The 23,631-nt window shown below is 33.8% G+C and carries 22 protein-coding genes; 18 read left to right on the top strand and 4 right to left on the bottom strand.

Annotated elements, in window-relative coordinates; translation table 11 throughout:
- Positions 1–234 precede the first annotated feature (234 nt).
- The 5 genes from bla (at position 235) to AC23MC_RS05710 (ending at position 4,041) form a co-directional block, all read left to right on the top strand.
- Positions 235–1,026 carry a subclass B1 metallo-beta-lactamase gene (bla, locus tag AC23MC_RS05730; protein WP_487567453.1) on the top strand — a complete coding sequence of 264 codons (792 nt, stop codon included), beginning with the start codon at positions 235–237 and terminating at the stop codon, positions 1,024–1,026.
- A 191-nt stretch (positions 1,027–1,217) separates the two neighbouring features.
- A complete protein-coding gene (locus tag AC23MC_RS05725) occupies positions 1,218–1,952 on the top strand; it encodes a hypothetical protein (protein WP_487567452.1) in 735 nt (244 codons plus the stop codon).
- 152 nt (positions 1,953–2,104) lie between these two features.
- The gene (locus AC23MC_RS05720) at positions 2,105–2,488 is read left to right on the top strand and encodes a cupin domain-containing protein (RefSeq protein WP_487567451.1); all 384 of its coding nucleotides are present in this window, start codon (positions 2,105–2,107) and stop codon (positions 2,486–2,488) included.
- Between the two features lie 50 nt (positions 2,489–2,538).
- Positions 2,539–2,964 carry a hypothetical protein gene (locus tag AC23MC_RS05715; RefSeq protein ID WP_487567450.1) on the top strand — a complete coding sequence of 142 codons (426 nt, stop codon included), beginning with the start codon at positions 2,539–2,541 and terminating at the stop codon, positions 2,962–2,964.
- Between the two features lie 129 nt (positions 2,965–3,093).
- The gene (locus AC23MC_RS05710; RefSeq protein ID WP_487567449.1) at positions 3,094–4,041 is read left to right on the top strand and encodes a tetratricopeptide repeat protein; all 948 of its coding nucleotides are present in this window, start codon (positions 3,094–3,096) and stop codon (positions 4,039–4,041) included.
- Positions 4,042–4,198: 157 nt separating this feature from the next.
- On the opposite strand, the gene AC23MC_RS05705 is transcribed toward AC23MC_RS05710, so the two are convergent.
- Positions 4,199–4,618, bottom strand: coding sequence for a helix-turn-helix domain-containing protein (locus tag AC23MC_RS05705; protein ID WP_487567448.1), 420 nt, complete (start codon positions 4,616–4,618; stop codon positions 4,199–4,201).
- Positions 4,619–5,155: 537 nt separating this feature from the next.
- Here AC23MC_RS05705 and AC23MC_RS05700 point away from each other — a divergent pair.
- The 3 genes from AC23MC_RS05700 to AC23MC_RS05690 all read left to right on the top strand — a co-directional run bounded on the left by AC23MC_RS05700 (position 5,156) and on the right by AC23MC_RS05690 (position 6,796).
- Positions 5,156–5,896 carry a polysaccharide deacetylase family protein gene (locus AC23MC_RS05700; protein WP_487567447.1) on the top strand — a complete coding sequence of 247 codons (741 nt, stop codon included), beginning with the start codon at positions 5,156–5,158 and terminating at the stop codon, positions 5,894–5,896.
- A gap of 141 nt (positions 5,897–6,037) precedes the next feature.
- Positions 6,038–6,574 carry a DUF2975 domain-containing protein gene (locus AC23MC_RS05695; protein WP_487567446.1) on the top strand — a complete coding sequence of 179 codons (537 nt, stop codon included), beginning with the start codon at positions 6,038–6,040 and terminating at the stop codon, positions 6,572–6,574.
- A gap of 3 nt (positions 6,575–6,577) precedes the next feature.
- The gene (locus AC23MC_RS05690; protein WP_487567445.1) at positions 6,578–6,796 is read left to right on the top strand and encodes a helix-turn-helix domain-containing protein; all 219 of its coding nucleotides are present in this window, start codon (positions 6,578–6,580) and stop codon (positions 6,794–6,796) included.
- 19 nt (positions 6,797–6,815) lie between these two features.
- Here AC23MC_RS05690 and menD read toward each other — a convergent pair whose 3' ends face one another.
- Positions 6,816–8,477, bottom strand: a complete 1,662-nt coding sequence (gene menD / locus AC23MC_RS05685) for a 2-succinyl-5-enolpyruvyl-6-hydroxy-3-cyclohexene-1-carboxylic-acid synthase (protein ID WP_487567444.1) — start codon at positions 8,475–8,477, stop codon at positions 6,816–6,818.
- 128 nt (positions 8,478–8,605) lie between these two features.
- Between menD and AC23MC_RS05680 the strand changes: the two genes are divergently transcribed.
- Complete coding sequence (locus AC23MC_RS05680; RefSeq protein ID WP_487567443.1) at positions 8,606–9,100, top strand: N-acetyltransferase family protein; 495 nt, start codon at positions 8,606–8,608, stop codon at positions 9,098–9,100.
- 120 nt (positions 9,101–9,220) lie between these two features.
- Here the strand turns inward: AC23MC_RS05680 and AC23MC_RS05675 are convergent, their stop codons facing one another.
- Positions 9,221–9,802, bottom strand: a complete 582-nt coding sequence (locus AC23MC_RS05675) for a glutathione peroxidase (RefSeq protein ID WP_487567442.1) — start codon at positions 9,800–9,802, stop codon at positions 9,221–9,223.
- Positions 9,803–9,876: 74 nt separating this feature from the next.
- A complete protein-coding gene (locus tag AC23MC_RS05670) occupies positions 9,877–13,020 on the bottom strand; it encodes a cytochrome c biogenesis protein (protein ID WP_487567441.1) in 3,144 nt (1,047 codons plus the stop codon).
- Positions 13,021–13,170: 150 nt separating this feature from the next.
- On the opposite strand from AC23MC_RS05670, the gene AC23MC_RS05665 reads away from it, so the two are divergent.
- From AC23MC_RS05665 to AC23MC_RS05625, 9 genes are all read left to right on the top strand, one after another.
- The gene (locus AC23MC_RS05665; RefSeq protein ID WP_487567440.1) at positions 13,171–13,932 is read left to right on the top strand and encodes a Rossmann-like and DUF2520 domain-containing protein; all 762 of its coding nucleotides are present in this window, start codon (positions 13,171–13,173) and stop codon (positions 13,930–13,932) included.
- Positions 13,916–14,443: a KdsC family phosphatase gene (locus tag AC23MC_RS05660; RefSeq protein ID WP_487567439.1), complete on the top strand. Its 528-nt coding sequence runs from the start codon at positions 13,916–13,918 to the stop codon at positions 14,441–14,443. The genes AC23MC_RS05665 and AC23MC_RS05660 overlap by 17 nt, the downstream gene beginning before the upstream one ends.
- A 271-nt stretch (positions 14,444–14,714) precedes the next feature.
- Complete coding sequence (locus AC23MC_RS05655) at positions 14,715–15,596, top strand: geranylgeranylglycerol-phosphate geranylgeranyltransferase (protein ID WP_487567438.1); 882 nt, start codon at positions 14,715–14,717, stop codon at positions 15,594–15,596.
- Entirely contained in the window at positions 15,589–16,176 is a 588-nt protein-coding gene (locus AC23MC_RS05650; protein ID WP_487567437.1) for a Maf-like protein, read from the top strand. Before AC23MC_RS05655 ends, AC23MC_RS05650 begins: the two co-directional genes overlap by 8 nt.
- Positions 16,177–16,182: 6 nt before the next feature.
- Positions 16,183–16,713 (top strand): mechanosensitive ion channel domain-containing protein, encoded by a 531-nt coding sequence (locus AC23MC_RS05645; protein WP_487567436.1) that lies wholly within the window; start codon positions 16,183–16,185, stop codon positions 16,711–16,713.
- A 54-nt stretch (positions 16,714–16,767) separates the two neighbouring features.
- Positions 16,768–18,597 carry a hypothetical protein gene (locus AC23MC_RS05640; RefSeq protein WP_487567435.1) on the top strand — a complete coding sequence of 610 codons (1,830 nt, stop codon included), beginning with the start codon at positions 16,768–16,770 and terminating at the stop codon, positions 18,595–18,597.
- Positions 18,598–18,746: 149 nt separating this feature from the next.
- Positions 18,747–19,160, top strand: coding sequence for a hypothetical protein (locus AC23MC_RS05635; protein WP_487567434.1), 414 nt, complete (start codon positions 18,747–18,749; stop codon positions 19,158–19,160).
- A 138-nt stretch (positions 19,161–19,298) separates the two neighbouring features.
- Positions 19,299–21,806 carry a PIG-L family deacetylase gene (locus AC23MC_RS05630; RefSeq protein WP_487567433.1) on the top strand — a complete coding sequence of 836 codons (2,508 nt, stop codon included), beginning with the start codon at positions 19,299–19,301 and terminating at the stop codon, positions 21,804–21,806.
- Positions 21,807–21,920: 114 nt separating this feature from the next.
- Positions 21,921–23,627, top strand: coding sequence for a sodium:solute symporter family protein (locus AC23MC_RS05625; RefSeq protein WP_487567432.1), 1,707 nt, complete (start codon positions 21,921–21,923; stop codon positions 23,625–23,627).
- The last annotated feature ends 4 nt before the right edge of the window (positions 23,628–23,631 follow it).

Genomic DNA, 23,631 nt, shown 5'->3' with positions numbered 1-23,631 from the left:
CACTACCAGCTCAGCGACATCTTCTTAATTAGCACGAAACTCTGCGATCCCGATAATTATCGGGACTTCCTCGCAACAAATAATAATTCCATTTAAAAAATAAAATACCACTCTGCGATTCGCTATATCAATCTTACAGAGCAAGAAAACATATTGAAACTATAACTAATAAAATTTTTTTTATAGTGTAAGAAAATAATTTATATTGCATTTAAATTAAAACACAACCATAAAATGAAAGCCCGTCTCACTATTTTACTCACTATCCTACTATCAGTTTCGCTCATCAATTGTAAAAATTCTAAAGAAGAAGAGTTAAAACCTAAACTAGTTTACGAGTCGGCTATTTTACAAGTGACCCAAATAACAGAAAACTCTTTTATACACACGTCATTCTTGCAAACCAATGATTTTGGTAATGTGCCTTGTAACGGCCTAATCGTATCTGATAATAAAGAAGTAATTATTTTTGACACACCCGTGAACGAAAAAAGTGCAGACGAATTGATTAAATGGATAAAAGAAACACTTCACTATAAAATAAAAGGTATTATTCCAACACATTTTCACGATGATTGTTTAGGAGGACTCCAATCATTTCATACTAACAAAATACCTTCCTATGCCTATCTAAAAACTATTGAACTTGCAAAAGAGAATAATTTTATTGTTCCTCAAAACAGTTTCAACGATTCACTATTATTGAAAGTAGGCAATAAAACAATTCTAGTAAAGTCTTTTGGAGAAGGACATACTCAAGATAATGTTGTTGGCTATTTCCCAAGCGAAGAGTTATTGTTTGGTGGCTGTTTAATTAAAGAATTAGGTGCTCATAAAGGTTATTTAGGAGATGCCAATATAAAAGTTTGGTCAAGTACCGTTGAGAACATAAAAAAAAGATTTCCAAACCTAACTCTTGTTGTTCCCGGTCATGGAAAATATGGAAATGCTGAATTACTGGATTATACAATTGATTTATTCAAGACGAAACATTTTGGTGAGGGTAAATTAAATGAATCTAAGTAAATTATTGAAAAAAGCTTTCTAAGTCTTTTAAATAGCTAGACGCTCTGCGATCCTCATAATTATCAAGTCCTAAATAAAATAACTTTGAATCAAGTTCGCTCAACTTTTACAGAAATATTGATTTTTTTATTAAATCCCAAGAATCATTACTTTAGCAAAAAGAACACGCTTATAAACAACGTTTATCAGACATGAACAAACTAATCAAAAAACAAATCATAACCTTATTCATACTGGCATTTTGTGGGATGAGTTATGGTCAAAGAGGCAAAGCGGTGCTTATTCTAAAAGATAGCACGCTCGTTAACGGAATGGGAGAAATAAGTGGAATTTCATCAATAGTATCCGCTAAATTTGGCAATGATACTTTAAAATACAAATCCTACACTTCAAAAGAAATCATTGGAATTGATATCCTGGAAAACAATTATTTTAGAAAATACCGGTATAAATTTGTAAAAGAAAAAGGCAAGAAAAAACGTTTCCCCGAATTGATGGAAGTTGTTTCTATCGATAGTTTAAGTCTTTATGTTCGGTTTTATGAAGGCGGTGTTTTAACCAACTCTTTTCAACACAACACAACGCACATGGGAAATTCAAATTATCCATTTTATGATAATCATGTGCATGAAATTGAAATGGAAAATGGTGAAAAAATAAAAATCAACAATAAAACAAATGTGTACACCGAATTCAGCATTCCAAGGTATAGTTATTATGTTGGTCATGGAATGAGTGATGAAGTTGAACATCTTTACACAAAAGGTTTGCCCTTTGCAAAAAACTTTAAAAACGCCATGAAAGAGTACTTTACCAATTGCCCGGAACTTATTGAAAAAGTTGAAATAGAAGCATTCAAAAATAATGAGATTTGTAAAGTATTGGAATTTTATAATCAAAAATGTATTAAACAAAATTCGGAGTAAAGAAGAGTCTTTTGCTGCGAGGTCGTCACGATAATTATCGGGATCGCAGAGCATCTGCTAAATAAGCAGTTTTTTTGGAATATGAAAGAACATTAAATAGTAACCCTTGGAAGGCCTAAACCAACAGACAACTAACAATAGACAACTAAACCATGCAACATCCAAACAATCACCAAGACAGCATCATCCTGAAAGCCGGAGAAGGAAGAACCTACAACTGTGGTACGATGACCGCCATTTTTAAAGCCGACGAAAACGAAACCAACAACCAATACAGCATTTCCGAGTGGTGGCTCGAACCCAATTCCAACGGTCCCGGTGCACATCACCACGAAGACAACGACGAAGTGTTCTACGTTCTCGAAGGCACCGCCTCACTCCTCATCGGCACCGAGTGGATTGAAGCAACCAAAGGAACCTTCATCCGCATTCCCGCCAAAACCACCCACGACTTTAAAAACCAAAGTGACAAACAAACTGGTTCCTCAATTTCTTCATCCCCGCGGATTCGAACGAAATATGCCCGCCATTGTTGACTGGTTTGAGAAAAATCCATCGATGAAATAATTTATTAGAACCATTAACAATGAAAAATTCTAAATTTCTATTGGCATTAATCATTATTACTTTAATGAGTTGCAGTCAAGCTAAAAATACTATGTCTCCCAATAAAGAGGCTATTTCTACCATACAAGTTATTTTTGATGACTATGTAAAACACCAAGAATCAACCGATTCAAAAGGTAACAAGGAACTGATGACTAAAAGTCTTAAATCCATTGAAAAAGTAACCAACCCAAATGAATTCGAATTACTAATTAACGTGTGGATGTATTACGACCCAACCGATTATATGGACCAACCGCTACTTTATACTATTCTGGAAAACAATAAACCACAAAGCGTAGAAGCTGTCAAACTTAGAATAATCAATAAAAAAGAGTGGGAAAGTGAAACATCCGCACCCTATTCTGAATTGAAAGATTTGTTACAACAATTGACTACTGAATAAAAAGAAACGTATCAAGTAAAAAAACTTAAACCACTTACAATCTAACAATTTTTGTAAGCTTTTTAATTTGTATTTTTGGATTTCATTATAGACTTCACAAAAAATTTACTTCATCAGCCAATCATAAAAATGAAACATTTTATCCTTATTCTCTTCATATCTCTCTTCAGCAGTACTATTTTATTTGCTCAAAAAATAAAAAAAGAGCAAAGTTTTGTAAAAAGCGATAACCCGCTTGAAATTAATCCAATGCAAGAATTTGAAATTAATTCAGACATTGATAGTACTTTAATTTCAAAAGAAGCCTACCAAAAGATTAAAATAGTTGAAGTTTTAATTGAAGAAGAAAAAAACAAGGAAGCTCTGGATATAATGAATTCAATACATGAAAAGGATTTTGAAAAAAACGAACTCTTCTTATTAAAAGGTATTTTAGAATTAAAACTAGACGATTTGGCAAACTCGTCAAATTCGTTTACAAGATATCTTTCTGCAACGGCCAATGATTCTATTAAAAGTGCAATATATTACACATTGGGTATTATTGATATGAAAAGAGAACTAAAAATAAGTGCCACTCACAACTTTAAAAAATCACTTGAACTGGATACTACAAATTATTCTACCGCTGCTATTTTAGGAACTATCCATTCAAACAACAAAGACTTAGAAAAAGCGTTGTTCTACTACACTAAAGCCGTTGAAATTAACCCGGGGCTAAATAATATATGGAACAACTTGGGATTTATTTACCAACAAAAAGGCAACCACCAAGAAGCAGAAAAAATTTTCAGTAAGATTATAAAAGATGAACCCGAATCGCCACTTCCCTATAACAACAGAGGCTATTCTAAACTACAACTCGGATTGCCAAAAGAAGCAATGAAAGACGTGAATCAATCCATTAAACTCTGGCCTGAAAATTCGTATGCCTTTAGAAACAGAGCCTTGATATACATCACTCTCAATGAACTAGAAAATGCTTGCAAGGACATAGAAACTGCATTGCAATTGGGTTTCACAGAAAAGTATGGCGATGAGGTTAGTTTGTTGAAACAAAAGCATTGCAAAAAATAGTTTTTTATGACAAACGCCGCTCCTCAAAAAAACCGTCCTCAAAAAAATACATAACCAAGCTACCGCACAAATCCCTTAGTATGGCAATCTCCTAAAATAATAATAGTTATGCAGTTCCAGTAAAATTTAAAACAAAACCTACAATCTTATTAATATTTTATTTAGCCATCAACCGCTCCAAATAAGCAACCTTATCTTTTTCCGCTTGCAACAACCGTTCAAACAATTTCTCCTTTTCATCATAAAGTTCAATCACTTTTTCTAGCGGATTGAAAGTACAGTTTGTAACACCAAATGCTCCAATATTGTTGCCTTGACTAGAACTATTATCATAAAAATTAAAGTAATTAATCACGTTTTCCTCAGAAAAATTCTTTATTGCTTCTTGTGAAACGCCTAATGCTTTTGCAATTTCTTGTAACTTATCATCGTCAATACTTTCACTATTTTCAATATTAGAAATAGTTTGCTGGCTCACGCCAATAGCAAAAGCCAACGCTTCTTGCTTCATGCCGCGTAGTTCCCTAATCTTACTTATTTTTCGCCCAATGTGGCCTGTTTTTTCTGCTGTGTTCATGGTATAAAAATATAAAAAAAATAAACATTTGGTCTTAGTAAACTACCAAAATTTTTGGTAAAGTACTACGCCTGTTCACTTACAAATCCAAGTGATGATGTAGCGTAAAAATGGCGTTCTTACAAAAATACAAATTTTACGTATTGGTTTATCCAAAATGTCAAATAGTTTTTAAGTAGGTGTCTTTGGCAATTTTCAAGCAAATGCTATCCGCTTTCTTCCATGCAAACCATAACTTTTTCAACATAACCAATTCTGCTTTCATACATTCGGTGTTTTCTGTGTTTTCTGTGAGAAAAAAAACCAAAACCACACCTCGCCTTTTCTTTCATACCATCCCCCTATCCTAAGTACGGATAGTGTATGAGTAATGTATGAAAAACATTATGTATAATAGGAGCAAATCAAACAAACCAAACCATATTTTTTATAACTTGCTTACCCAAACCAAAAATCATCAACTCAAACAAAAATAAAACCATGAAACCCATAGCTCCTTTCGTTCTACTCACCGTTATAGTTGCAAACACAGCATCAATGGCTCAAACCACCCGCCCTTGGAACGGCAAAAAATGTGCAGTTGTTCTCACTTATGACGATGCGTTAAACGTACACCTTGATAATGTGGTTCCCGCTTTAGATGCCTATGGTTTCAAAGGAACTTTCTACCTCATTGCCTCTGCACCCGTTGTCGCCAATCGGTTAGAAGAATGGCGAACCATTGCCAAAAACGGTCACGAACTGGGCAATCACACCCTCAATCATCCCTGCGACGGCACCTTACCCAACCGTGAATGGGTGCACCCCGAAGCCGATCTTTCCCGTTACACAATTGAAAGAGCCGTGCACGAAATCAAAATGACCAACACCTTTCTCACCGCCATCGACGGCAAAACCGAACGCACCTTTGCCTACCCTTGCGTAGACCTAAACATTAACGGCAAGCCCTATTACAACGGTCTGGAGAATGACTTTGTGGGAGCACGAGGAGCCACGCCCACCTATCCCACTGCCAAAGAAGTAGATTTAAACAACATCAATGGTTTTGTAGAAATCAGCACCACCGCCCAACACATGATTGCAGAAATTGAAGCCGCCGAAAAAGCAGGCTCCTTCATCGTATTTATTTTTCACGGTGTCGGTGGCGAACACGCCTTGAATGTAGAAACTGCCGAACACCAAAAAGTTCTCGACTACCTCCATCAAAAACAAAACGACATCTGGGTGGCCACCATGATTGACGTTGCCAATTATATTAAGAAAGAACAAGGAAAGTAAATCTACCAACCAGAAAAAAAGTATCACAAACAAAAACCACTTCAGTACCTCAAGGAAAAATACATTGAAAAAAAGTATATTTTTATTGTTTATCAATAAATATTTATTACTTTTACGGCATAACTTTAAATCAAAACCGTTATGTCAAAAAGAAAGAACATCATTTTCACAGGTCTACATATTATTGCTTGGATCATTTTTGTAGGCTTGAGTATCGAAGCAGGAGGTTTGCTTGTCAACTTCTTTTTTAGTCTCTACAGACCCGAATTCATTCCGAACCTTTATCAAAAAGTAGACTTAACCGAGATGTATTCGCAAAGCCAACTCGCTTTTTTTGGAATGTATGGGTTTATTTTGTCCATTGCACTATTAAAAGCTTATCTCTTCTATGTTGTAGTTATGCTCCAACACAAATTAGACATAGAAAAACCATTTAATCAGTACGTTGCTAAACAAATCAGTACGATGAGTTACATTACACTTTCCATCGGTTTGTTTAGTCACATCGCAAAAAAAGTAGCAGAAGGATTGATTATTGATGGTTTTAACATAGATGCGTTACAAGGGTTTTGGGTAGACAGTGAAGCTTTCATCTTAATGGCGGCAGTAATTTACGTTATTGCAACACTGTTTTCACGAGGCGTAGAAATCCAAACAGAAAACGATTTAACCATTTAAGTCATGGCAATAATTGTAAACCTTGATGTCATGATGGCCAAACGGAAAATGTCGTTAAACGAACTTTCCACCCGAGTCGATTTAACCTTGTCTAACCTCTCCATCTTAAAAACCGGAAAGGCAAAAGCAGTCCGATTTAGCACCCTCGAAGCCATTTGCAAAGCATTAGATTGCCAACCCGGTGATATTTTAGAATTTGTGGAAGATGAAAAAACTACTTAACCGAGACCAATAAAGAAAATTAAACCAACTTCTTGAAATAATCTTTCAACAACTTATCATTTTCATACGTAGGTGTAAAGATTTCCAGAATCTGCGGTACTTCTGTTTCAGCAAAAAAGTCAGAAAGTTGCTTCTCCAACGTTTCCACCGTACTCGCTTTTCGATATCCAAAACGATACATGGTTGCCAATTGTTCAGCTGTCAAACAATGAGCCGTTTCAAAGAAAGTGTGAAACGTTTCGTTTTCTTCGTGTCCGGGCAAAATGCGGAAGATGCCCCCTCCTCCATTATTGATGATGATAATTTTAAAGTTTTTTGGGATATAATTGTTCCACAACGCATTACTATCGTAAAAGAAACTCACATCGCCTGTAATTAACAACGTATCTTTTTCTGAAGCCAAAGCAGCTCCAATGGCGGTTGATGTACTTCCATCAATTCCACTAGTTCCTCGATTACAAAAAACCTCCGCCGATTTTGGTAAATCAAACAATTGCATATAGCGAATAGAGGAACTATTTCCTACTTGCAACAAAAGATTTTCCGGCAGTTGATTCACAATTTGTTCAAACGCTTTAAAATCACAAAACGGAAGATTAGCCATGTAGGCCGCGTGTTTTTCTTTTCGCAAGGATTTAATTCGCAATCCTAAATCGCGGTAATTGCTTTCAATATACTTTGTATATGGTAAAAATTGGTTGAAGAAATCACTTGCATTAGCCTCAAAATGATACGTTAAACTACCAAATGTATTGTAAGCCCTATGTCTATCTGCGTGCCAATGATGCGTTGGCGGATAATTTCGCAAGAATGATTTGATGCGTTTCGACACAATCATTCCACCAAATGTGAGCACAATATCCGGTTGAAAATCTTCAAAATCTTCGATGGAAAAAGGAGTGATAATCGAATCTATATTGTTTAAAAACGATTCATGACGCAAATTGGAAGTTGTTTCCGTCATCACCAAAACAGAAGGATCATTGGCCAAATGATTGATGATTGTTGCATCAATTTCATTCGGATCAAGTGTTCCTACAAGCACTAATTTTTTTCGAGCTGTATTCCAAATGTTGGTTGAAGCAATTACATCTTCAAATGGAATGGTTTTATATACTTTTCCAAAAGTAGAAATCATCGTATCCACCGTTGGAACAGTTATCGTTTCATACAAAGGCTCTTCAAACGGAGCATTAATATGCGTAGGTCCTGATTTTGAAAATGCTTTATTAAATGCTTCATTGATTAAAAAATCATTTTCTTCCGAAGCAATTTCGGTTAAATTGGCATTAAAATGTGTATGATTTGCCAGTACATTTTCCTGTCGAATGGTTTGTCCGTCGCCAATATCCACCATTGCTTTTGGTCGGTCGGCAGAAATAATTACTAACGGAATCATGCTGTAAAACGCTTCGGCAACAGCCGGATAAAAATTCAAAACAGCCGAACCCGAGGTGCAAACAACAACAACAGGTTTGCCAATTTGTTGAGCAATTCCCATTGCAAAAAAAGCGGCACAACGTTCATCTGCAATACTGTAGCAAGTGAAATACGGATTGGCCGTAAAGCCTATGGTTAAGGGAGCATTTCTTGAACCCGGAGCAATCACAATGTGTTGAATTCCTTTGGCATGACAAATTTCAATGATGCTTTGGGCTAACGCTATTTTGGGATAAATCATTTCTTTTTGATCAAAATTAATTGCAACAAAAAAATCATGAAGCAACAAACAAAGTTATTATTTTAACATTGAAAAAAGCTTGTTACAACGATTAAAGTTTTGTTATATTTGAACATACTTTTCAACAAATGACAATTCAAATCCGACCGTATTCCGAAGCAGATGTACCAAGCATTTTGGACATCATTAACGATAACATTTTGCATTCTACTTCTTTGTATGACTATGAACCTAGAAGCTTAGCCAAGCAAAATGATTTATTAAACGATAAAACCGCCAAAAACTTTCCCGTTATTGTAGCTGAAATCGATGGAAAAATTGCCGGATTTGGCATGTATGGCGAATTTCGCTTTCGCGATGCATATCGGTTTACGGTAGAACATTCTGTTTATGTTTCCAAGGATTTTAAAGGAAAAGGCGTGGGCGGAAAATTGCTTCAATCGTTAATTGATTTAGCCAAAAAGCAAGGTTTACACACGATGATTGGTGTGATTGATGCAGAAAACACCGAAAGTATTCTCTTTCACGAAAAATATGGTTTTAAAAATGTGGGAATTATAAAAGAATCCGGTTTCAAGTTTAATCGTTGGTTGGATTCTGTTTTTATGCAGCGGATGTTGTAAGTTTTTAAACTATAAGATTTTTTAATTTTAAACCATTAAGGTAGTAAGGGTCATTAAGTTTAAATTCTTAATGTAACTTACTACCTTAATGGTTTTAAAAAATTAGTTTATGTCTTAAAATTAGCTCGCCAACCAATCTAATATTTCTTTGTCTTTTGGACTTGTTCGCGGACTAATTACTTTTTCTAATTCGCCCTTTTCATTCAGCAAATATTTTTGAAAGTTCCATTCTACATCACTGTCCTGCAAGCCATTCTGTGCTTTTTGGGTTAAAAATTGATATAGCGGATGCATTTCTTTTCCTTTTACTGAAATTTTACTCATCATCGGGAAAGTAACGCCATAATTCTTTTGGCAGAAAGCACCGATTTCTTCATTGCTTCCCGGTTCTTGCTTCATAAAATCATTGGCCGGAAAACCGATAATTACCAATCCTTTGTCTTTATATTCTTCATACAATGCTTGAAGATCTTTGTATTGAGGTGTTAATCCACATTTGGAAGCGGTATTTACTACCATGATTTTTTTTCCTTTCAAGGAAGCAAAATCAAATTCTTTTCCTTCCAAATCTTCAACTTTGAATGTATAAATTGATTGTTTCATGGTGGTTTGTGTTGTTGAATTTTCCTTTTTTGTTTGAGCTTGATTTTGGCAGCTCATCAACATGAAAAAAGAAAAAATGATTAAAAAAGATGATTTCATAATTTTGAATTTATTTCAAATTTAAAGTTTTCTGATTTATTAACATCCTAAACAAATCACAAATGATTACTAAACTATTTTTTATAATACTTTTTATATTTAAAGTAAGATGCAATACCTAACAATGTTATCATAATCGCAGAAATATACACAAAACTTGGCGTTACCACTTTATCTCCACTGGCATACGAATGCAATCCGGTTAGGTAGAAATTCACACCAAAATACGTCATCATAATCGAATAGAAAGCGAAAATACTCATCAGGTTAAACACCCAAGTTCCCCTTAACGAAGGCACAAATCGGGCATGAATCACAAACGCATAAATCATAATACTTATTAAAGCCCAGGTTTCTTTTGGATCCCAACCCCAGTAGCGACCCCAACTTTCATTCGCCCATTGACCGCCTAAAAAGTTCCCAATCGTTAGCATTACCAAACCGATGGTTAACGCCATTTCGTTGATGTATGTAATTTCTTGAATGCTTAGTTTCATTCGCTCTTTGTTCTTTTCATTGGTTAACAAAATCAATAAAAGCGACACAATTCCAAGAATCATTCCTAATGTTAATGGTCCGTAACTACCTACAATTACTGCCACGTGAATCATCAACCAATATGAATTTAGAACCGGTTGTAAGTTAGCAATCGAAGGATCCATCCAACTCCAATGAGCAATCATCAAAATCATTGAAGCTACGAAGGCTCCCGAAGCAACGGTTAATTTCGATTTTCTGTCAAATGCCAATCCGAAAAACATCGTAGCCCATGCCACATAAATCATACTTTCGTAGGCATCACTCCACGGTGCGTGACCGGAGATGTACCAACGTGCAATTAGACCTAATGTATGTAAGACAAAGAAAAAACCGATTAGAATATGAAAAGCATTAACCGTATAATTGATGAATTTGGATGATTTAACAATTTGAATTACCGTAAAAATCAACATCAAAACACCAGCCAACATATACAAATAATACAAATTTTTGAAAATATCATATTTGTTGTATAGGATTTCCGAATCAATTCTTTTATCAGATGGACGAACTTCGCTGCCGTATTTAATTTGAAATTTCTCCATTCCGCCGATGATGTCATCAGCCATTTTATAATCTTGCGTTTTACTTGCCTCTCCTAAAATTTGCATGTAAGCCGGAAGAATATTTTTTAGGTTGGCAAGCTCAGTATCTTGGTATTCATCCAATTCCAGATAAGAAATCCACTTGTTGTTATCATCATTTGGAACCGGAAAAATTTTGAGAATGCTTCCGCTTAAAGCCGAATTTAATAACACTACTTTTTTATCTACTTCAATAAAATCACTTTGAAATTTATTAGGAATGGCTGCTTTGTATGCTTCGTCTAAAAATGGACTTAATTTGTAATTTCCTTTTTCGTCAAAAAAACTAATGAATGGAGCATATTTGGCATCTTTTTCAATACCTAAAACATTTCGAATACTGTCATTTCCTCGATTTAAAAACACTAATGGCACTTCAAACCAAGCGTTTGGTGTTTGCGACATCGATAAAAAAACCTGATCGGAAGTATATCCTTTGTACTTGTCGCTTTTGCTAACTTTACGTAGTAATTCCGACGAAAAAGTATTCACCGGTTTCATTCTTCCACCCGCATCTTGAATCACTAAACGACCAAATTTTGCTGCGTGTTCGGGTTTTGGCATAGTGGTTTCAAGAAACTTCTCAACTTCAGCTAATGAAGGTCGTTGATGATTGTGATTCTCCTCAGCATTTTGAGAAAATCCCACCAACGAAAAAAGTAGAAATGAAAGAGACAATAAGGCGGATTTCTTTTTCTTCACTTTTTCCAACTTCACTTTAATATCGTTGAAACGAGTATTTTTATCAAATAAAATCGCCATCATCGCAATGTAAAGTAAAAAATAACCGATGTATGTGATCCAAGTTCCCCAGAAATCGTGATTTACCGAAAGAATTGTTCCTTTTTCATCTTGATCAAATTGAGCTTGAAAAAATCGATAGCCTTTATAATCCAAAATATTGTTCATAAAAATATGAGCATCTTGCTTTTTATCGCCATCTAAAACGGTCACTTTACTTTCAAAAGCGGAATAGCTATTGATAGTTCCGGGATATCGCTTCGCAATAAAATCATTTAATTGAATGCTGAATGGCAATTCGTAAATTTTACTACCAAACATCAAAGTAATATCCAAATCGCCCATTGAAACGGTTTGCGGAACGCCTTGTTTTCCTTTAGAACCCACTAACGTTACTTCTTTTGTTTCGCCGTTGGCTTCAACTTCTACAATCAATGCATCATCAGTTGACATATCCTTCCAATTGTTATTGGAAACGAATTCCTTTTTACCTTTCACTGGTGCGTCTGGCAAAACAAATTGAGCTCCTGCAATATTGTACAACGAACGGAACATCAGCGGTTGTAACGAATCTTTGACAACCAATCCTTTCATTTGATCGGCCATTCGCATAAAATCGCCACCAAAAGTAGATTTGATAAAAAAGGAATCTCCATCTTGAATGATGTTAATTGCTCCGTCTGTTTCTTTGTTGTAGGCAAAAAGAATTCCGTGTAAGCTTTGTACTTCGCCTTCTTTTAAATGATGTTCGTGCCGAGTTCCTCCACTCGATTCGACTAATTTTAAAAACGTTTCGCCACTTTCATCCGGTTTGATGCTTTCGGTAGCGTTCATAATAAAATTTTTATAGCGAATGGTGTATGGTTTCGCATCAAACTTATCGTTAATCGTAAAACTATTATTAGCTGCTTGCGATAAAATTAGCGGTTTTTCGATTGTTTTTCGCTTAGTTTCGCCTTTGTAATCGCCATCTGTGAAAACGGTGAGATACGTTTTATCCGAATAAAATCGTTTTTCTGAAGCACCTTCGCGGATTGGCATCATTCCTTCAAAACTGATGTATCGTGTAATAAAAGCTCCCACTAAAATGAAGATAAATGAAAAATGCAGTAATAAAGTCGCCCATTTTTCTTTTTTCCAAAGTTGATACCGTTTGATATTTCCAATAAAATTGATGACAAAAAACACCATAATTACTTCAAACCACCAAGCATTATACACCCAAATTCTGGCTGTATCTGTATTATAATCATTTTCGATAAAGGTTCCAACTGCCATCGCTGCCGCAAAAGCAATAAATAAAAAAGCCATTAAACGTGTGGAAAAAAGGAAGGAAAGTATTTTTTTGTCCATTTTGAGAAGGGTAATTTTTGAAAGCACAAAAATACTTATAAAAGAAAGAATCTTATCTATTTTTATATAATTTTTAAGGGAAGTTTAATCAGTCTTTTATTCTTATTAATTTTAATCGGAAATCGGCTGTGTTTTTATTATTTTTGACGCATGGTTTCAATCGTTATTATCGGTTCGGGAAATGTAGCTCAACATTTGATTACAGCTTTTTTGCAAAGTAATGAAATTGAGCTGATTCAAGTTTTTTCGCGGCAAAAAGAAAGTGTTTCACATTTGATTTCTTCGGATAAAATTGTTTCTGAATATGAGGAAATTAAAGATGCGGATTTATACCTAATTGCCGTTTCGGATAATGCGATTGCTGATGTTTCGACAAAACTTCCATTTGAAAATAGATTAGTTGTTCATACATCCGGTAGTATGCCGATGGAAATTTTAGATTCAAAAAATCGTCGGGGTGTTTTTTATCTATTACAAACATTTACTAAAAATAAACCAGTTAATTTCAAAGAAATTCCGATATGTTTGGAAGCGGAAAACGAGAAAGATTTTAAAACAATTGAAACTGTTGCTAAAACTATTTCATCAGTTGTACAATCTATTTCATCTGAACAACGAAAAGCATTGCATGTGGCGGCTGTTTTTGTGTGTAATTTTGTCAATCATTTGTATAAAATCGGAAATGAAATTTGTGAAGAAAATCAACTTTCATTTGAATTATTGAAGCCTTTGATTATTGAAACGGCTCAAAAAATCATCCATTTATCACCTGAAAATGCTCAAACCGGACCAGCCAAAAGGAATGATAGCGAAACAATCAATACCCATTTGAATTTTTTGTCTGATGAAAATCAAAAAGAAATTTATAAACTTCTAACTAAATTAATTATTGACGATGGCAAAAAGCTATAAAGAATTAATGAATGAAATAACCACCTTCATTTTTGATGTAGATGGCGTTCTTACGGATAGTTCTGTTCACATTACACCTACCGGCGAAATGCTTCGAATTATGAATATTCGAGATGGTTTTGCTTTAAAAGCTGCTGTTGAAAGCGGTTATTATGTTTGTATTATTTCCGGCGGAAGTAACGAAGGCGTTCGAATACGTTTGAAAAACCTCGGCATTTCAGACATTTATTTAGGATCACCTGATAAAGTGGAAACATTCAAAGAATACTGTGAAATTTACGACATAAATCCTGCACATGTTTTGTATATGGGCGACGATATTCCCGATTATCATGTGATGAAATTGGTTGGATTACCTACTTGTCCGCAAGATTCGAGTCCGGAAATTAAAGCGATTTCAAAATACATTTCACATAAAAACGGTGGGAAAGGTGCCGTTCGTGAAGTCATTGAACAAGTGATGAAAGTGCAAGGGAAATGGCATTTGTATTATGATGGGAAGCATGATTAGCTGTTGCAGGTTGCAAGTTGCGGGTTGCGAGTTGTAAGTTGCACAACGCTTTTTGTCATTCCGAAAGATGACGAAGTCGAAATAGAAATCTCCAGCGAAGCAGGCAAAAAGCGATACTTTTTGTCATTCCGAAAGATGACGCAGTCGAAAAGAGGAATCTCCTGCAAAGCAGGCAAAAAAGCGACTAAAATTTTATAAAAAAAATAATTGAACAAACAAGATGATTTATCTAAAATTAATACGCTACAAAAACCTACTCCTACTTGCATTAATGCAATTAATTTTTCGTTACGGATTTTTAAAACAACAAGATGGCTATTTAGCATTAGCAGATTGGCAGTATTTTCTATTGGTTTTGTCAACTGTTTTATTGGCTGCTGCAGGTTATGTAATTAATGATATTTTTGACCAGGAAACTGATACCATCAATCGCCCTGAAAAAGTAATTGTTGGAAAAGCCATTTCAGAATCAAGAGCTTATAATATCTACGTAGGTTTAAATATTGTTGGTGTTGCGATTGGTTTTTATCTCTCTAATTTAATTGATAAACCAAGTTTTGCTACTGTCTTTATTTTTATTGCTGCTTGCTTGTATTTTTACGCCACAACACTAAAAAAAATGTTACTATTGGGTAATCTTTTAGTGGCTTTTATTCTTGGATTAAGTGTTTTAATTATTGGTGTTTTCGATTTGTATCCAGCAACGTATGATGGCAATCGTGACAAAATGGGTTTACTATTTAAAATTCTTACCGATTATGCCATTTTTGCTTTTGTATTGAATTTTATTCGAGAAATAATTAAAGATACTGAAGATACTAAAGGTGATTATAACCAAGGAATGCAGACTCTTCCGATTGTTTTGGGTGTTAATAGAACTGCTAAAATTATATTTGGTTTATTGTTGATACCTATTTCAGTAATTTTTTGGTATGTTAATAAGCATTTGATGAGTTTTGATTTGTATTATGCTGTTTTATATGTTCTTATTTTAGTGCTCGGACCAATTTTATACGTATGGATAAAGAGTTGGAATGCTAAAACAAGTAAAGATTTTCGTCATTTGAGCATTGTTTTAAAATGGGTTATTTTCTTCGGAATTTTGTCGATTGCTGTGATTACATATAACATCAAAATCAATACAAATGCTTAGAGAAAAACTTAAATCATATAGAATAATCTTAGCATCCGGTTCGCCACGAAGACAACAGTTTTTTAAGGATTTAGACATCGATTTTGAAATTCGTTTAAAAGAAGTTGAGGAAATCTATCCACAACATCTTCAAGCAGAAGAAATCACAAACTATTTAGCTGAATTGAAAGCCAAAGCATTTGATGGAGAACTAAAACCAAACGAAATTTTAGTCACCAGCGACACCATCGTTTGGCACAAGAATCAATGTTTAGGTAAACCGAAAGACGAAGAAGATGCTTTTAGAATGTTAAAATCGTTGTCGAATTCTACGCATGAAGTAATTACATCTGTTTGTTTTAAAACAAATTCTAAAACCGAAATATTTCATGAAGTCACCAAAGTAACTTTTCTTGAACTTTCTGATAAAGCAATTCGCTATTATTTAACCAATTACAAGCCATTTGATAAAGCCGGAAGTTATGCTATTCAAGAGTGGATTGGCTACGTTGGCATCAGTAGAATTGAAGGTTCATATACTAATGTTGTTGGGATGCCCATGCATCTGGTTTATCAAAAACTAATGAATTTTATAAAATAATGTGAAATGGAATTTTTAAAACTTTATATCAAAGAAGAAATTGCAACAGGAATAGTTTTGTTGATCTATTTTATTTCTAGAATCATCACGGCAAAAATCGTACGTAGGTTTGCCAAAGTGAGTCAAACTTTAGAACACCGCTCAAATTTGATTATAAAATATTTCAATATTCTTTTAGGATCTGTTTCAATTATTGCCATTTTTATAATTTGGGGGGTTAAGCCGCAAAATGTAATTTTAGTTTTTTCTTCTTTATTTGCTGTTATTGGCGTAGCAATGTTTGCTCAATGGTCAATTTTGAGCAACGTTACATCCGGTATTATTTTATTCTTTTCTGCTCCTTTTAAAATTGGGGATACCATTAGAATTCACGATAAAGATTTTCCAATAGAAGCCGAAATTGAAGATATTCGTGGATTTCATACTTACCTGAAAACCAAAGAGGGAGAGTTAATTACCTATCCAAATAGTTTACTACTACAAAAAGGCGTAACTGTATTAAAATTTCCTGTTGAAGAGCAAGAGTTTACAGATTAACATTTTGTTGATAACACTATAACTATTTTTGCGTTATCTTCGAATCATTAAGCTATGACTCAGAAGTATCTATTATCGTTTCTTTTACTTTGTTTGTGTTTTATTTCCTATTCCCAAGAAAATAAAACTAAAACTGATTCTGCAATAAACGGTTATAACAAAATTGAAAATTATTCCAAAAAAAATAAATTTACAAAATTCGTACACAAGCTGGTATTTAGATCTACGAGTGTTAAACCTGCCAAACCAAAAAATGTTCAATCATTAGCAAAAAAACATTCTGTTTACGAAAATAAAATAATTCGAAACATTAAGATTAAAACACTTGATCCGTTTGGTTATTCTGAAATTGATACCCTAAAAAAACCGAAAAGATTTACCGAAAAAGCAGGAAACGCAATTCATATGAAAAGCAGAAATTTTGCTATTAGAAACATACTTTTACTAAAAAAGCACCAGCCTTATGATAGTTTAATTATAAAAGAATCTGAACGTTTAATTCGAAGTCAACGTTTTGTGAGACGCGTAAATATTAATTCAGAATTAACCGGAAAAAACGCTGATAGTGTAGATATTACTATTACTGTTCTAGATTCTTGGAGCTTAATTCCAAATGCAAATTTAACTCCATCAAAAGCGACCTACGAACTTTTAGAACGAAATTTTTTAGGTTCCGGCCATTTATGGGATAATCGATATCAACATGAATTGGACGATAAAAGAAGAGCCTTTTCTACACGATATGTTATTCCAAACATAAGAAACTCCTACGTTCAAACCGATTTAAACTACCAAATTGATTTAGAAAGCAATTATTCTAAAAGCATTCGAATGGAGCGAAGATTCTTCTCGCCTCTTACCCGATGGGCTGGTGGAGTTTTCTTAGAAAATCGATTAAGAAGAGACAGTTTGCCTAATCTTGAGCTAGATTATTCGCTTCAAACGTTTAAAAACAATACAATTGATTTATGGGTAGGTCATTCGTTTATACTTAAAAATGATGAACTTAAAATACAACGAAACACGAGTTTGGTAACTACTTTAAGGTACTTAAAAGTAAATTATTTAGAAGACATATCATCTGATTTTGATCCTATTAACTTCTATTCAAATGAATCATTTTGGCTTGCCGGAATAGGAGTTTCGTCTCGAAATTTCGTTCAAGATGAGTATGTTTTTAACTTTGCCATTGCAGAAGATATTCCTATCGGAAAATATTACGGTATTACCGGAGGTATGCAGCATAAAAATTTTGAAAACAGGCTCTATTTTGGGGCAAAAGCAACTTTTGGTAACTATTTCAAATGGGGCTATTTTAGTACTAACTATGAATATGGAAGTTTTTTTAAAGATAAAAAAAATCAACAAAGTGCTTTTGCTTTTCAAATAAATTATTTTACTCCATTAGTTGAAATGGGAAAATGGAAAGTTCGGCAATTTTTTAAGAGCGATATTATCATTGGAAGTCATCGCTTGGACTCTCCCGGCGATAGAATTTCTATAAACGAATCTAACGGTATCAATGGATTTAATGACCCTAAATTTCTTGGAACCAGAAAAATGCTATTTTCATTTCAAACTCAGAGTTATTCACCTTGGCAATGGGCAGGATTTCGTTTTAGTCCATTTTTTAATTATTCTTTAGCCTTTTTAGCAGATTCAAAAATAAATTTCAATGGAAGTTCAGGCTATTCAAAAATCGGTTTTGGTGCTATTATTACAAATGATTATTTAGTTTTTAATTCATTTCAAATTTCTATTGCTTATTATCCTCGGATTCCAAATCAAGGAGAAAACATCTTTAAATCAAACACATTTAAAAGCAGTGATTTTGGTTATTTAGATTTTGAAATCAATAAGCCTAAAACTGTTCTGTATGAATAAATCATGTTTTTTAACATTTTAATTACAAATTATACCTAATTTTAACATATTTGTATTTTTATTTTCATTACTTTTACACTATAATTATTCTAATTGATAACTTAAAAAAATACCACACACGATTTTATTAATTTTTTAACTAATAAATCATGAAAACGGTATGTTTATTATTAATAACTTTTCTACTATTTCCAACAAATTTTTTATTAAGTCAGTCTTATTCTGCTGTTTATAATCTTGAAGAATATAATCAAATTTCTGTTCCTTTAGACTCAATTCGTTATCATTTTTATCCTAATCTGCAAGCCTACTTTGACACAAAAAACAAAGAATATGTCTTTAAAAAAAGTGGCGAATGGGTTCGAGAAAAAACAATTCCAGATGATTACAGAGGCTACTCATTATTCAACAAAAATTATGAAATTATAAATGGTTTGGTAAACGAAGACAATCCTGAAAAACACATTGAGAAACATAAAAAAATATATCCACAAATATTTACTGCTAAAGAAATGCGAAAAAAGCTAGAAAAAATTAAGCAAAATGCTTTAACCTACAATTAGAATTGGTTTTAATAAGGGAAGACAGTCTGGATAAGTAATTTATTCGGACTGTCTTTTTTTATTGTTAAAGAAATTCTAATTAAAAAATCAACATCTTTAATTTACTATATTTGACTTTTACACAAAACTGTGCTTTCAATGGGTTTAAAAAAATACTTCGTATACTTTCTATTTTTACTTTCTTCTTCAACATTATTGGCTCATCAGCCACAAAAACCCTCTTCTGTTGAAATTTATCATCAGATTCAAAAGCTTAATTTTTTAGGTTCTGTGTTATATGTTGCTGCACATCCGGATGACGAAAACACGCGATTGATTTCTTACATGGCCAATCATGTAAAAGCCAGAACAGGCTATTTATCAATCACTCGCGGCGATGGTGGTCAGAATCTAATCGGAACAGAATTACGTGAATTATTGGGCGTAATCCGAACACAAGAATTATTAGAAGCTAGAAAAATAGACGGTGGAGAACAATTTTTTACCCGAGCAAATGATTTTGGTTTTTCAAAAGTTCCGGATGAAACCCTTAAAATTTGGAATAAAAACGAAGTACTAGAAGATATGATTTACATTATCCGAAAATTTAAACCGGATGTTATCATTAATCGTTTTGACCACCGTTCACCCGGAACTACGCATGGTCACCACACTTCTTCTGCAATGCTTTCGATTGAACTTTTTGACCAAACGTATGATCCTAAAGTTTTTCCAAATCAATTAAAATACACTTCCACTTGGCAACCTAAACGATTGTTTTTCAACACTTCGTGGTGGTTTTATGGTGGTAAAGAAAAATTTGATAAAGCCGACAAAAGCAAGTTGAATAACTTTGATATGGGCGTTTATTATCCTTCTTTTGGAAAATCAAATCAGGAAATTGCTGCTCTTAGCCGAAGTCGCCATCAATCTCAAGGATTTGGTAGCACCGGTTCAAGAGGCGATGAAATTGAATATTTAGAACTTATTAAAGGTGATGCAGCCAAAGACAACAAAAATATTTTTGAAGGCATTGATACTTCTTGGAATCGCGTAAAAGGCGGAGCATCAATAGGAAATTTAGTTACTCAAATTGAAAAGGATTTTGATTTTAAAAACCCATCGGCGAGTATTCCAAAATTAACCGAAGCTTACTCGTTAATTCAAAAATTGGATGATGAACATTGGAAAAAAATCAAAACAGAAGAAATCAAAAAAATCATTGCTGGTTGTGCCGGATTATTTTTAGAAGCAGTTGCTGAAGCACAAAGTTCAACTCCGGGAAGCAAGTTAAAAGTGAAATTGGAAGCCATCAATCGCAGTAATCAAAAAATGGTTTTAAATGGTATTAAAACAAATCCTTCATCAATTACAACTTTTTCAACTGCTTCTTTAACAAATAATCAACCGCAGTTTATTGATGTAGAACTTCAACTAGATAAAAATCAGGAATATACTGCTCCTTATTGGCTAAAAGAGCAAGGAACTGTTGGAATGTATGCCGTTTCTAATCAAGAAAATATTGGAATACCGGATATCATTAGAACAATTTCAGTTACTTTTTTGGTAGAAATATATGGTGTCGTAATTCCTTTTGAAAAAGAAGTGATTTACAAATATAATGATGAAGTAAAAGGCGAAGTTTACAAACCTTTTGATGTTATTCCGGTGGCAACTACTTCTATTTTAGACAAAGTTAAAATCTTTAATTCTGAAAAAAGTAAATCGGTTGGAGTAAAAATCAAAGCCGGAAAAGATAATGTAAGCGGAAATGCATTTCTTACTGTTGCTCAAGGTTGGAAGGTTTCTCCCGAATCCATTCCTTTCCAAATCAATAAAAAAGGAGGCGAAACAACAGTTTATTTTGAAGTCACTCCTCCCAAAAATTCAGTTGAAATCACAGCGACAAGTTATGTTGTAGTTGAAGGCGAAAAATTAGACAAAGAACAAATCAACATTCAATACGAACACATTGCTCAGCAACAAGTTTTAGCAAATTCTGAAGCCAAATTTAGCAAGTTAGATATCATTATCAAAAATGAAAAAATAGCTTATATCATGGGTGCCGGCGATGAAGTTCCGCTTTATCTTTCGCAAATGGGATATGACGTTACTGTTGTAAAACCTGAAGAAATCACACTTGAAAATCTTCAAAACTTTCAAGTTGTTGTTATGGGAATTAGAGCTTACAATACAGTTGATGAATTGGCTTTCAAGCAACAATTATTATTCGATTTTGTTAAGAATGGCAATACAATGATAGTGCAATATAATACAACAGGAAAATTTACTGTAAAAGAATTAGCTCCATTTTCCTTAAAATTGTCAAGAGACAGAGTTACCGAAGAAGATGCCGAAGTTCGTTTCTTAGCTCCAAATCACAAAATACTAAACTTTCCTAACAAAATAACTTCCAATGATTTTAAAGGATGGATTCAAGAGCAAGGTTTGTATTATCCCAACGAATGGGACGCAACCTTCACGCCTATTCTTTCATCTAATGACAAAGACGAAAAACCAAAAAATGGTGGTTTATTGGTAGCTCAATACGGAAAAGGATACTATATTTACACCGGTTTGAGCTTCTTTAGAGAACTTCCGGCAGGTGTTTCAGGAGCATATCGCTTATTTGCAAACATGATTTCTATCGGAACAAAAATAAATTAGAACATGGAAGAGAAAAAAAAAATAGCCATAAAAAGCATTTACATTTGGGTATTAGTTGCTAATGCTCTTTACATCATTTTGTTTTACTTTATTAAGACTTATTTTTCCTAATCCATGCAAACACTTGATTGGTTTATACTCGTTTTTACACTACTTTTTATTGTAGTCTATGGTGCATGGAAAACAAAAGGCAGCGAAAATGTAAAAGAGTATATCTTAGGAAACAACGAAACCAAATGGTGGACAATTGGAATTTCGGTTATGGCAACACAAGCCAGTGCGATTACTTTTCTTTCCACACCAGGTCAAGCTTTTCATGACGGAATGGGGTTTGTGCAATTCTACTTCGGATTGCCAATAGCTATGGTAATTATCTGTGTTTTTTTCATACCAATATATCATAAGCTTAATGTTTATACGGCTTATGAATTTTTAGAAAACAGATTCGATTTAAAAACCAGAAGTTTAGCAGCCGTTCTTTTCCTAATTCAAAGAGGTTTGGCAGCGGGAATTACGATTTATGCTCCGGCCATTATTTTATCTTCCATTTTGGGATGGAATCTAAACTTACTCAATTTCATTATCGGTGTTTTAGTGATTATTTACACCGTTTCCGGCGGAACAAAAGCCGTGAATGTAACCCAAAAGCAACAAATGTTCATCATTATGTTGGGAATGTTCATTGCTTTTTATTTGATATTAAGCTATCTTCCCGAAGAAGTTTCGTTTAGCAACGCTCTTCAAATTGCAGGCGTAAATGAAAAAATGAATATTTTGGATTTTTCTGTTAATCCAAATAGTCGTTACACATTTTGGAGCGGAATAACCGGCGGATTATTTTTGGCTCTCTCCTATTTTGGAACCGATCAATCGCAAGTGCAACGCTATCTTTCCGGAAAATCGGTTCGTGAAAGTCAACTCGGACTTATTTTCAACGGATTTCTGAAAGTGCCGATGCAATTTTTTATTTTGCTTACCGGAGTAATGGTTTTTGTTTTTTTTCAGTTTAATAAAGTGCCGCTAAATTTTAATCCAACCAGCCAAATTGCGGTTGAAAAATCAATTTATGCAGAAGAATACAAAACATTACAAAAAGAACTTGAAGAAATTCATGAAGAAAAGAAAATTGTAACTCTCACATACGCCAATCAACTAAATATTGATGTTGACAATTCTACGTTACGAAAAAGAATGATAGGTTTATACGAAAAAGAAAAACTACTAAAAGAGGAGGCAAAAACCATCATTAAAAGTCTAAATCAAGAATCGAATGACAAAGATTATGTGTTTATTCATTTTATTCTTCATTATTTACCAACCGGATTGGTGGGATTATTGTTGGCCGTTATTCTTTCAGCAGCCATGTCTTCTACAGCTTCAGAATTAAATGCTTTATCATCCACAACCGTAATCGATATTTATAAACGGAACATAAAAGGTGAAAAATCAGATAAACATTTTGTTCTTGCTTCAAAATTTTTCACTTTTCTTTGGGGTGCAATTGCCATTCTTTTTGCTTGTTTCGGAACTTTAGTAGAAAATCTTATTCAATTAGTCAATATCATTGGTTCTGTGTTCTATGGAACCATTCTTGGCATATTTCTTGTAGCATTCTTTATTAAATTTATTAAAGGAAATGCAATTTTTTATGGTGGTGTTATTAGTCAGTTAGTCATTTTTGTGATTTATTACCAATGCATTCATATTTATCCTTCCGGAAAAGAAATATTAGGCTATTTATGGCTAAATGCGATTGGAGCGGCACTTACCATTGGATTGTCCTTTTTGATTCAGGTTTTATCAAAGCCTAAACTTAACTAAGTTT

It is taken from the genome of Flavobacterium sp. T50_26, assembly GCF_057652995.1.
The sequence above is the reverse complement of the archived record's forward strand: the minus strand, read 5'-3'. Positions and strand labels throughout refer to the sequence as shown.

Excerpts from the sequence above, each read along its gene's own strand:
- bla (WP_487567453.1), top strand. The coding sequence starts at position 235 with ATGAAAGCCCGTCTCACTATTTTACTCACTATCCTACTATCAGTTTCG.
- AC23MC_RS05725 (WP_487567452.1), top strand. The coding sequence starts at position 1,218 with ATGAACAAACTAATCAAAAAACAAATCATAACCTTATTCATACTGGCA.
- AC23MC_RS05720 (WP_487567451.1), top strand. The coding sequence starts at position 2,105 with ATGCAACATCCAAACAATCACCAAGACAGCATCATCCTGAAAGCCGGA.
- AC23MC_RS05715 (WP_487567450.1), top strand. The coding sequence starts at position 2,539 with ATGAAAAATTCTAAATTTCTATTGGCATTAATCATTATTACTTTAATG.
- AC23MC_RS05710 (WP_487567449.1), top strand. The coding sequence starts at position 3,094 with ATGAAACATTTTATCCTTATTCTCTTCATATCTCTCTTCAGCAGTACT.
- AC23MC_RS05705 (WP_487567448.1), bottom strand. The coding sequence starts at position 4,618 with ATGAACACAGCAGAAAAAACAGGCCACATTGGGCGAAAAATAAGTAAG.
- AC23MC_RS05700 (WP_487567447.1), top strand. The coding sequence starts at position 5,156 with ATGGCTCAAACCACCCGCCCTTGGAACGGCAAAAAATGTGCAGTTGTT.
- AC23MC_RS05695 (WP_487567446.1), top strand. The coding sequence starts at position 6,038 with ATGTCAAAAAGAAAGAACATCATTTTCACAGGTCTACATATTATTGCT.
- AC23MC_RS05690 (WP_487567445.1), top strand. The coding sequence starts at position 6,578 with ATGGCAATAATTGTAAACCTTGATGTCATGATGGCCAAACGGAAAATG.
- menD (WP_487567444.1), bottom strand. The coding sequence starts at position 8,477 with ATGATTTATCCCAAAATAGCGTTAGCCCAAAGCATCATTGAAATTTGT.
- AC23MC_RS05680 (WP_487567443.1), top strand. The coding sequence starts at position 8,606 with ATGACAATTCAAATCCGACCGTATTCCGAAGCAGATGTACCAAGCATT.
- AC23MC_RS05675 (WP_487567442.1), bottom strand. The coding sequence starts at position 9,802 with ATGAAATCATCTTTTTTAATCATTTTTTCTTTTTTCATGTTGATGAGC.
- AC23MC_RS05670 (WP_487567441.1), bottom strand. The coding sequence starts at position 13,020 with ATGGACAAAAAAATACTTTCCTTCCTTTTTTCCACACGTTTAATGGCT.
- AC23MC_RS05665 (WP_487567440.1), top strand. The coding sequence starts at position 13,171 with ATGGTTTCAATCGTTATTATCGGTTCGGGAAATGTAGCTCAACATTTG.
- AC23MC_RS05660 (WP_487567439.1), top strand. The coding sequence starts at position 13,916 with ATGGCAAAAAGCTATAAAGAATTAATGAATGAAATAACCACCTTCATT.
- AC23MC_RS05655 (WP_487567438.1), top strand. The coding sequence starts at position 14,715 with ATGCAATTAATTTTTCGTTACGGATTTTTAAAACAACAAGATGGCTAT.
- AC23MC_RS05650 (WP_487567437.1), top strand. The coding sequence starts at position 15,589 with ATGCTTAGAGAAAAACTTAAATCATATAGAATAATCTTAGCATCCGGT.
- AC23MC_RS05645 (WP_487567436.1), top strand. The coding sequence starts at position 16,183 with ATGGAATTTTTAAAACTTTATATCAAAGAAGAAATTGCAACAGGAATA.
- AC23MC_RS05640 (WP_487567435.1), top strand. The coding sequence starts at position 16,768 with ATGACTCAGAAGTATCTATTATCGTTTCTTTTACTTTGTTTGTGTTTT.
- AC23MC_RS05635 (WP_487567434.1), top strand. The coding sequence starts at position 18,747 with ATGAAAACGGTATGTTTATTATTAATAACTTTTCTACTATTTCCAACA.
- AC23MC_RS05630 (WP_487567433.1), top strand. The coding sequence starts at position 19,299 with ATGGGTTTAAAAAAATACTTCGTATACTTTCTATTTTTACTTTCTTCT.
- AC23MC_RS05625 (WP_487567432.1), top strand. The coding sequence starts at position 21,921 with ATGCAAACACTTGATTGGTTTATACTCGTTTTTACACTACTTTTTATT.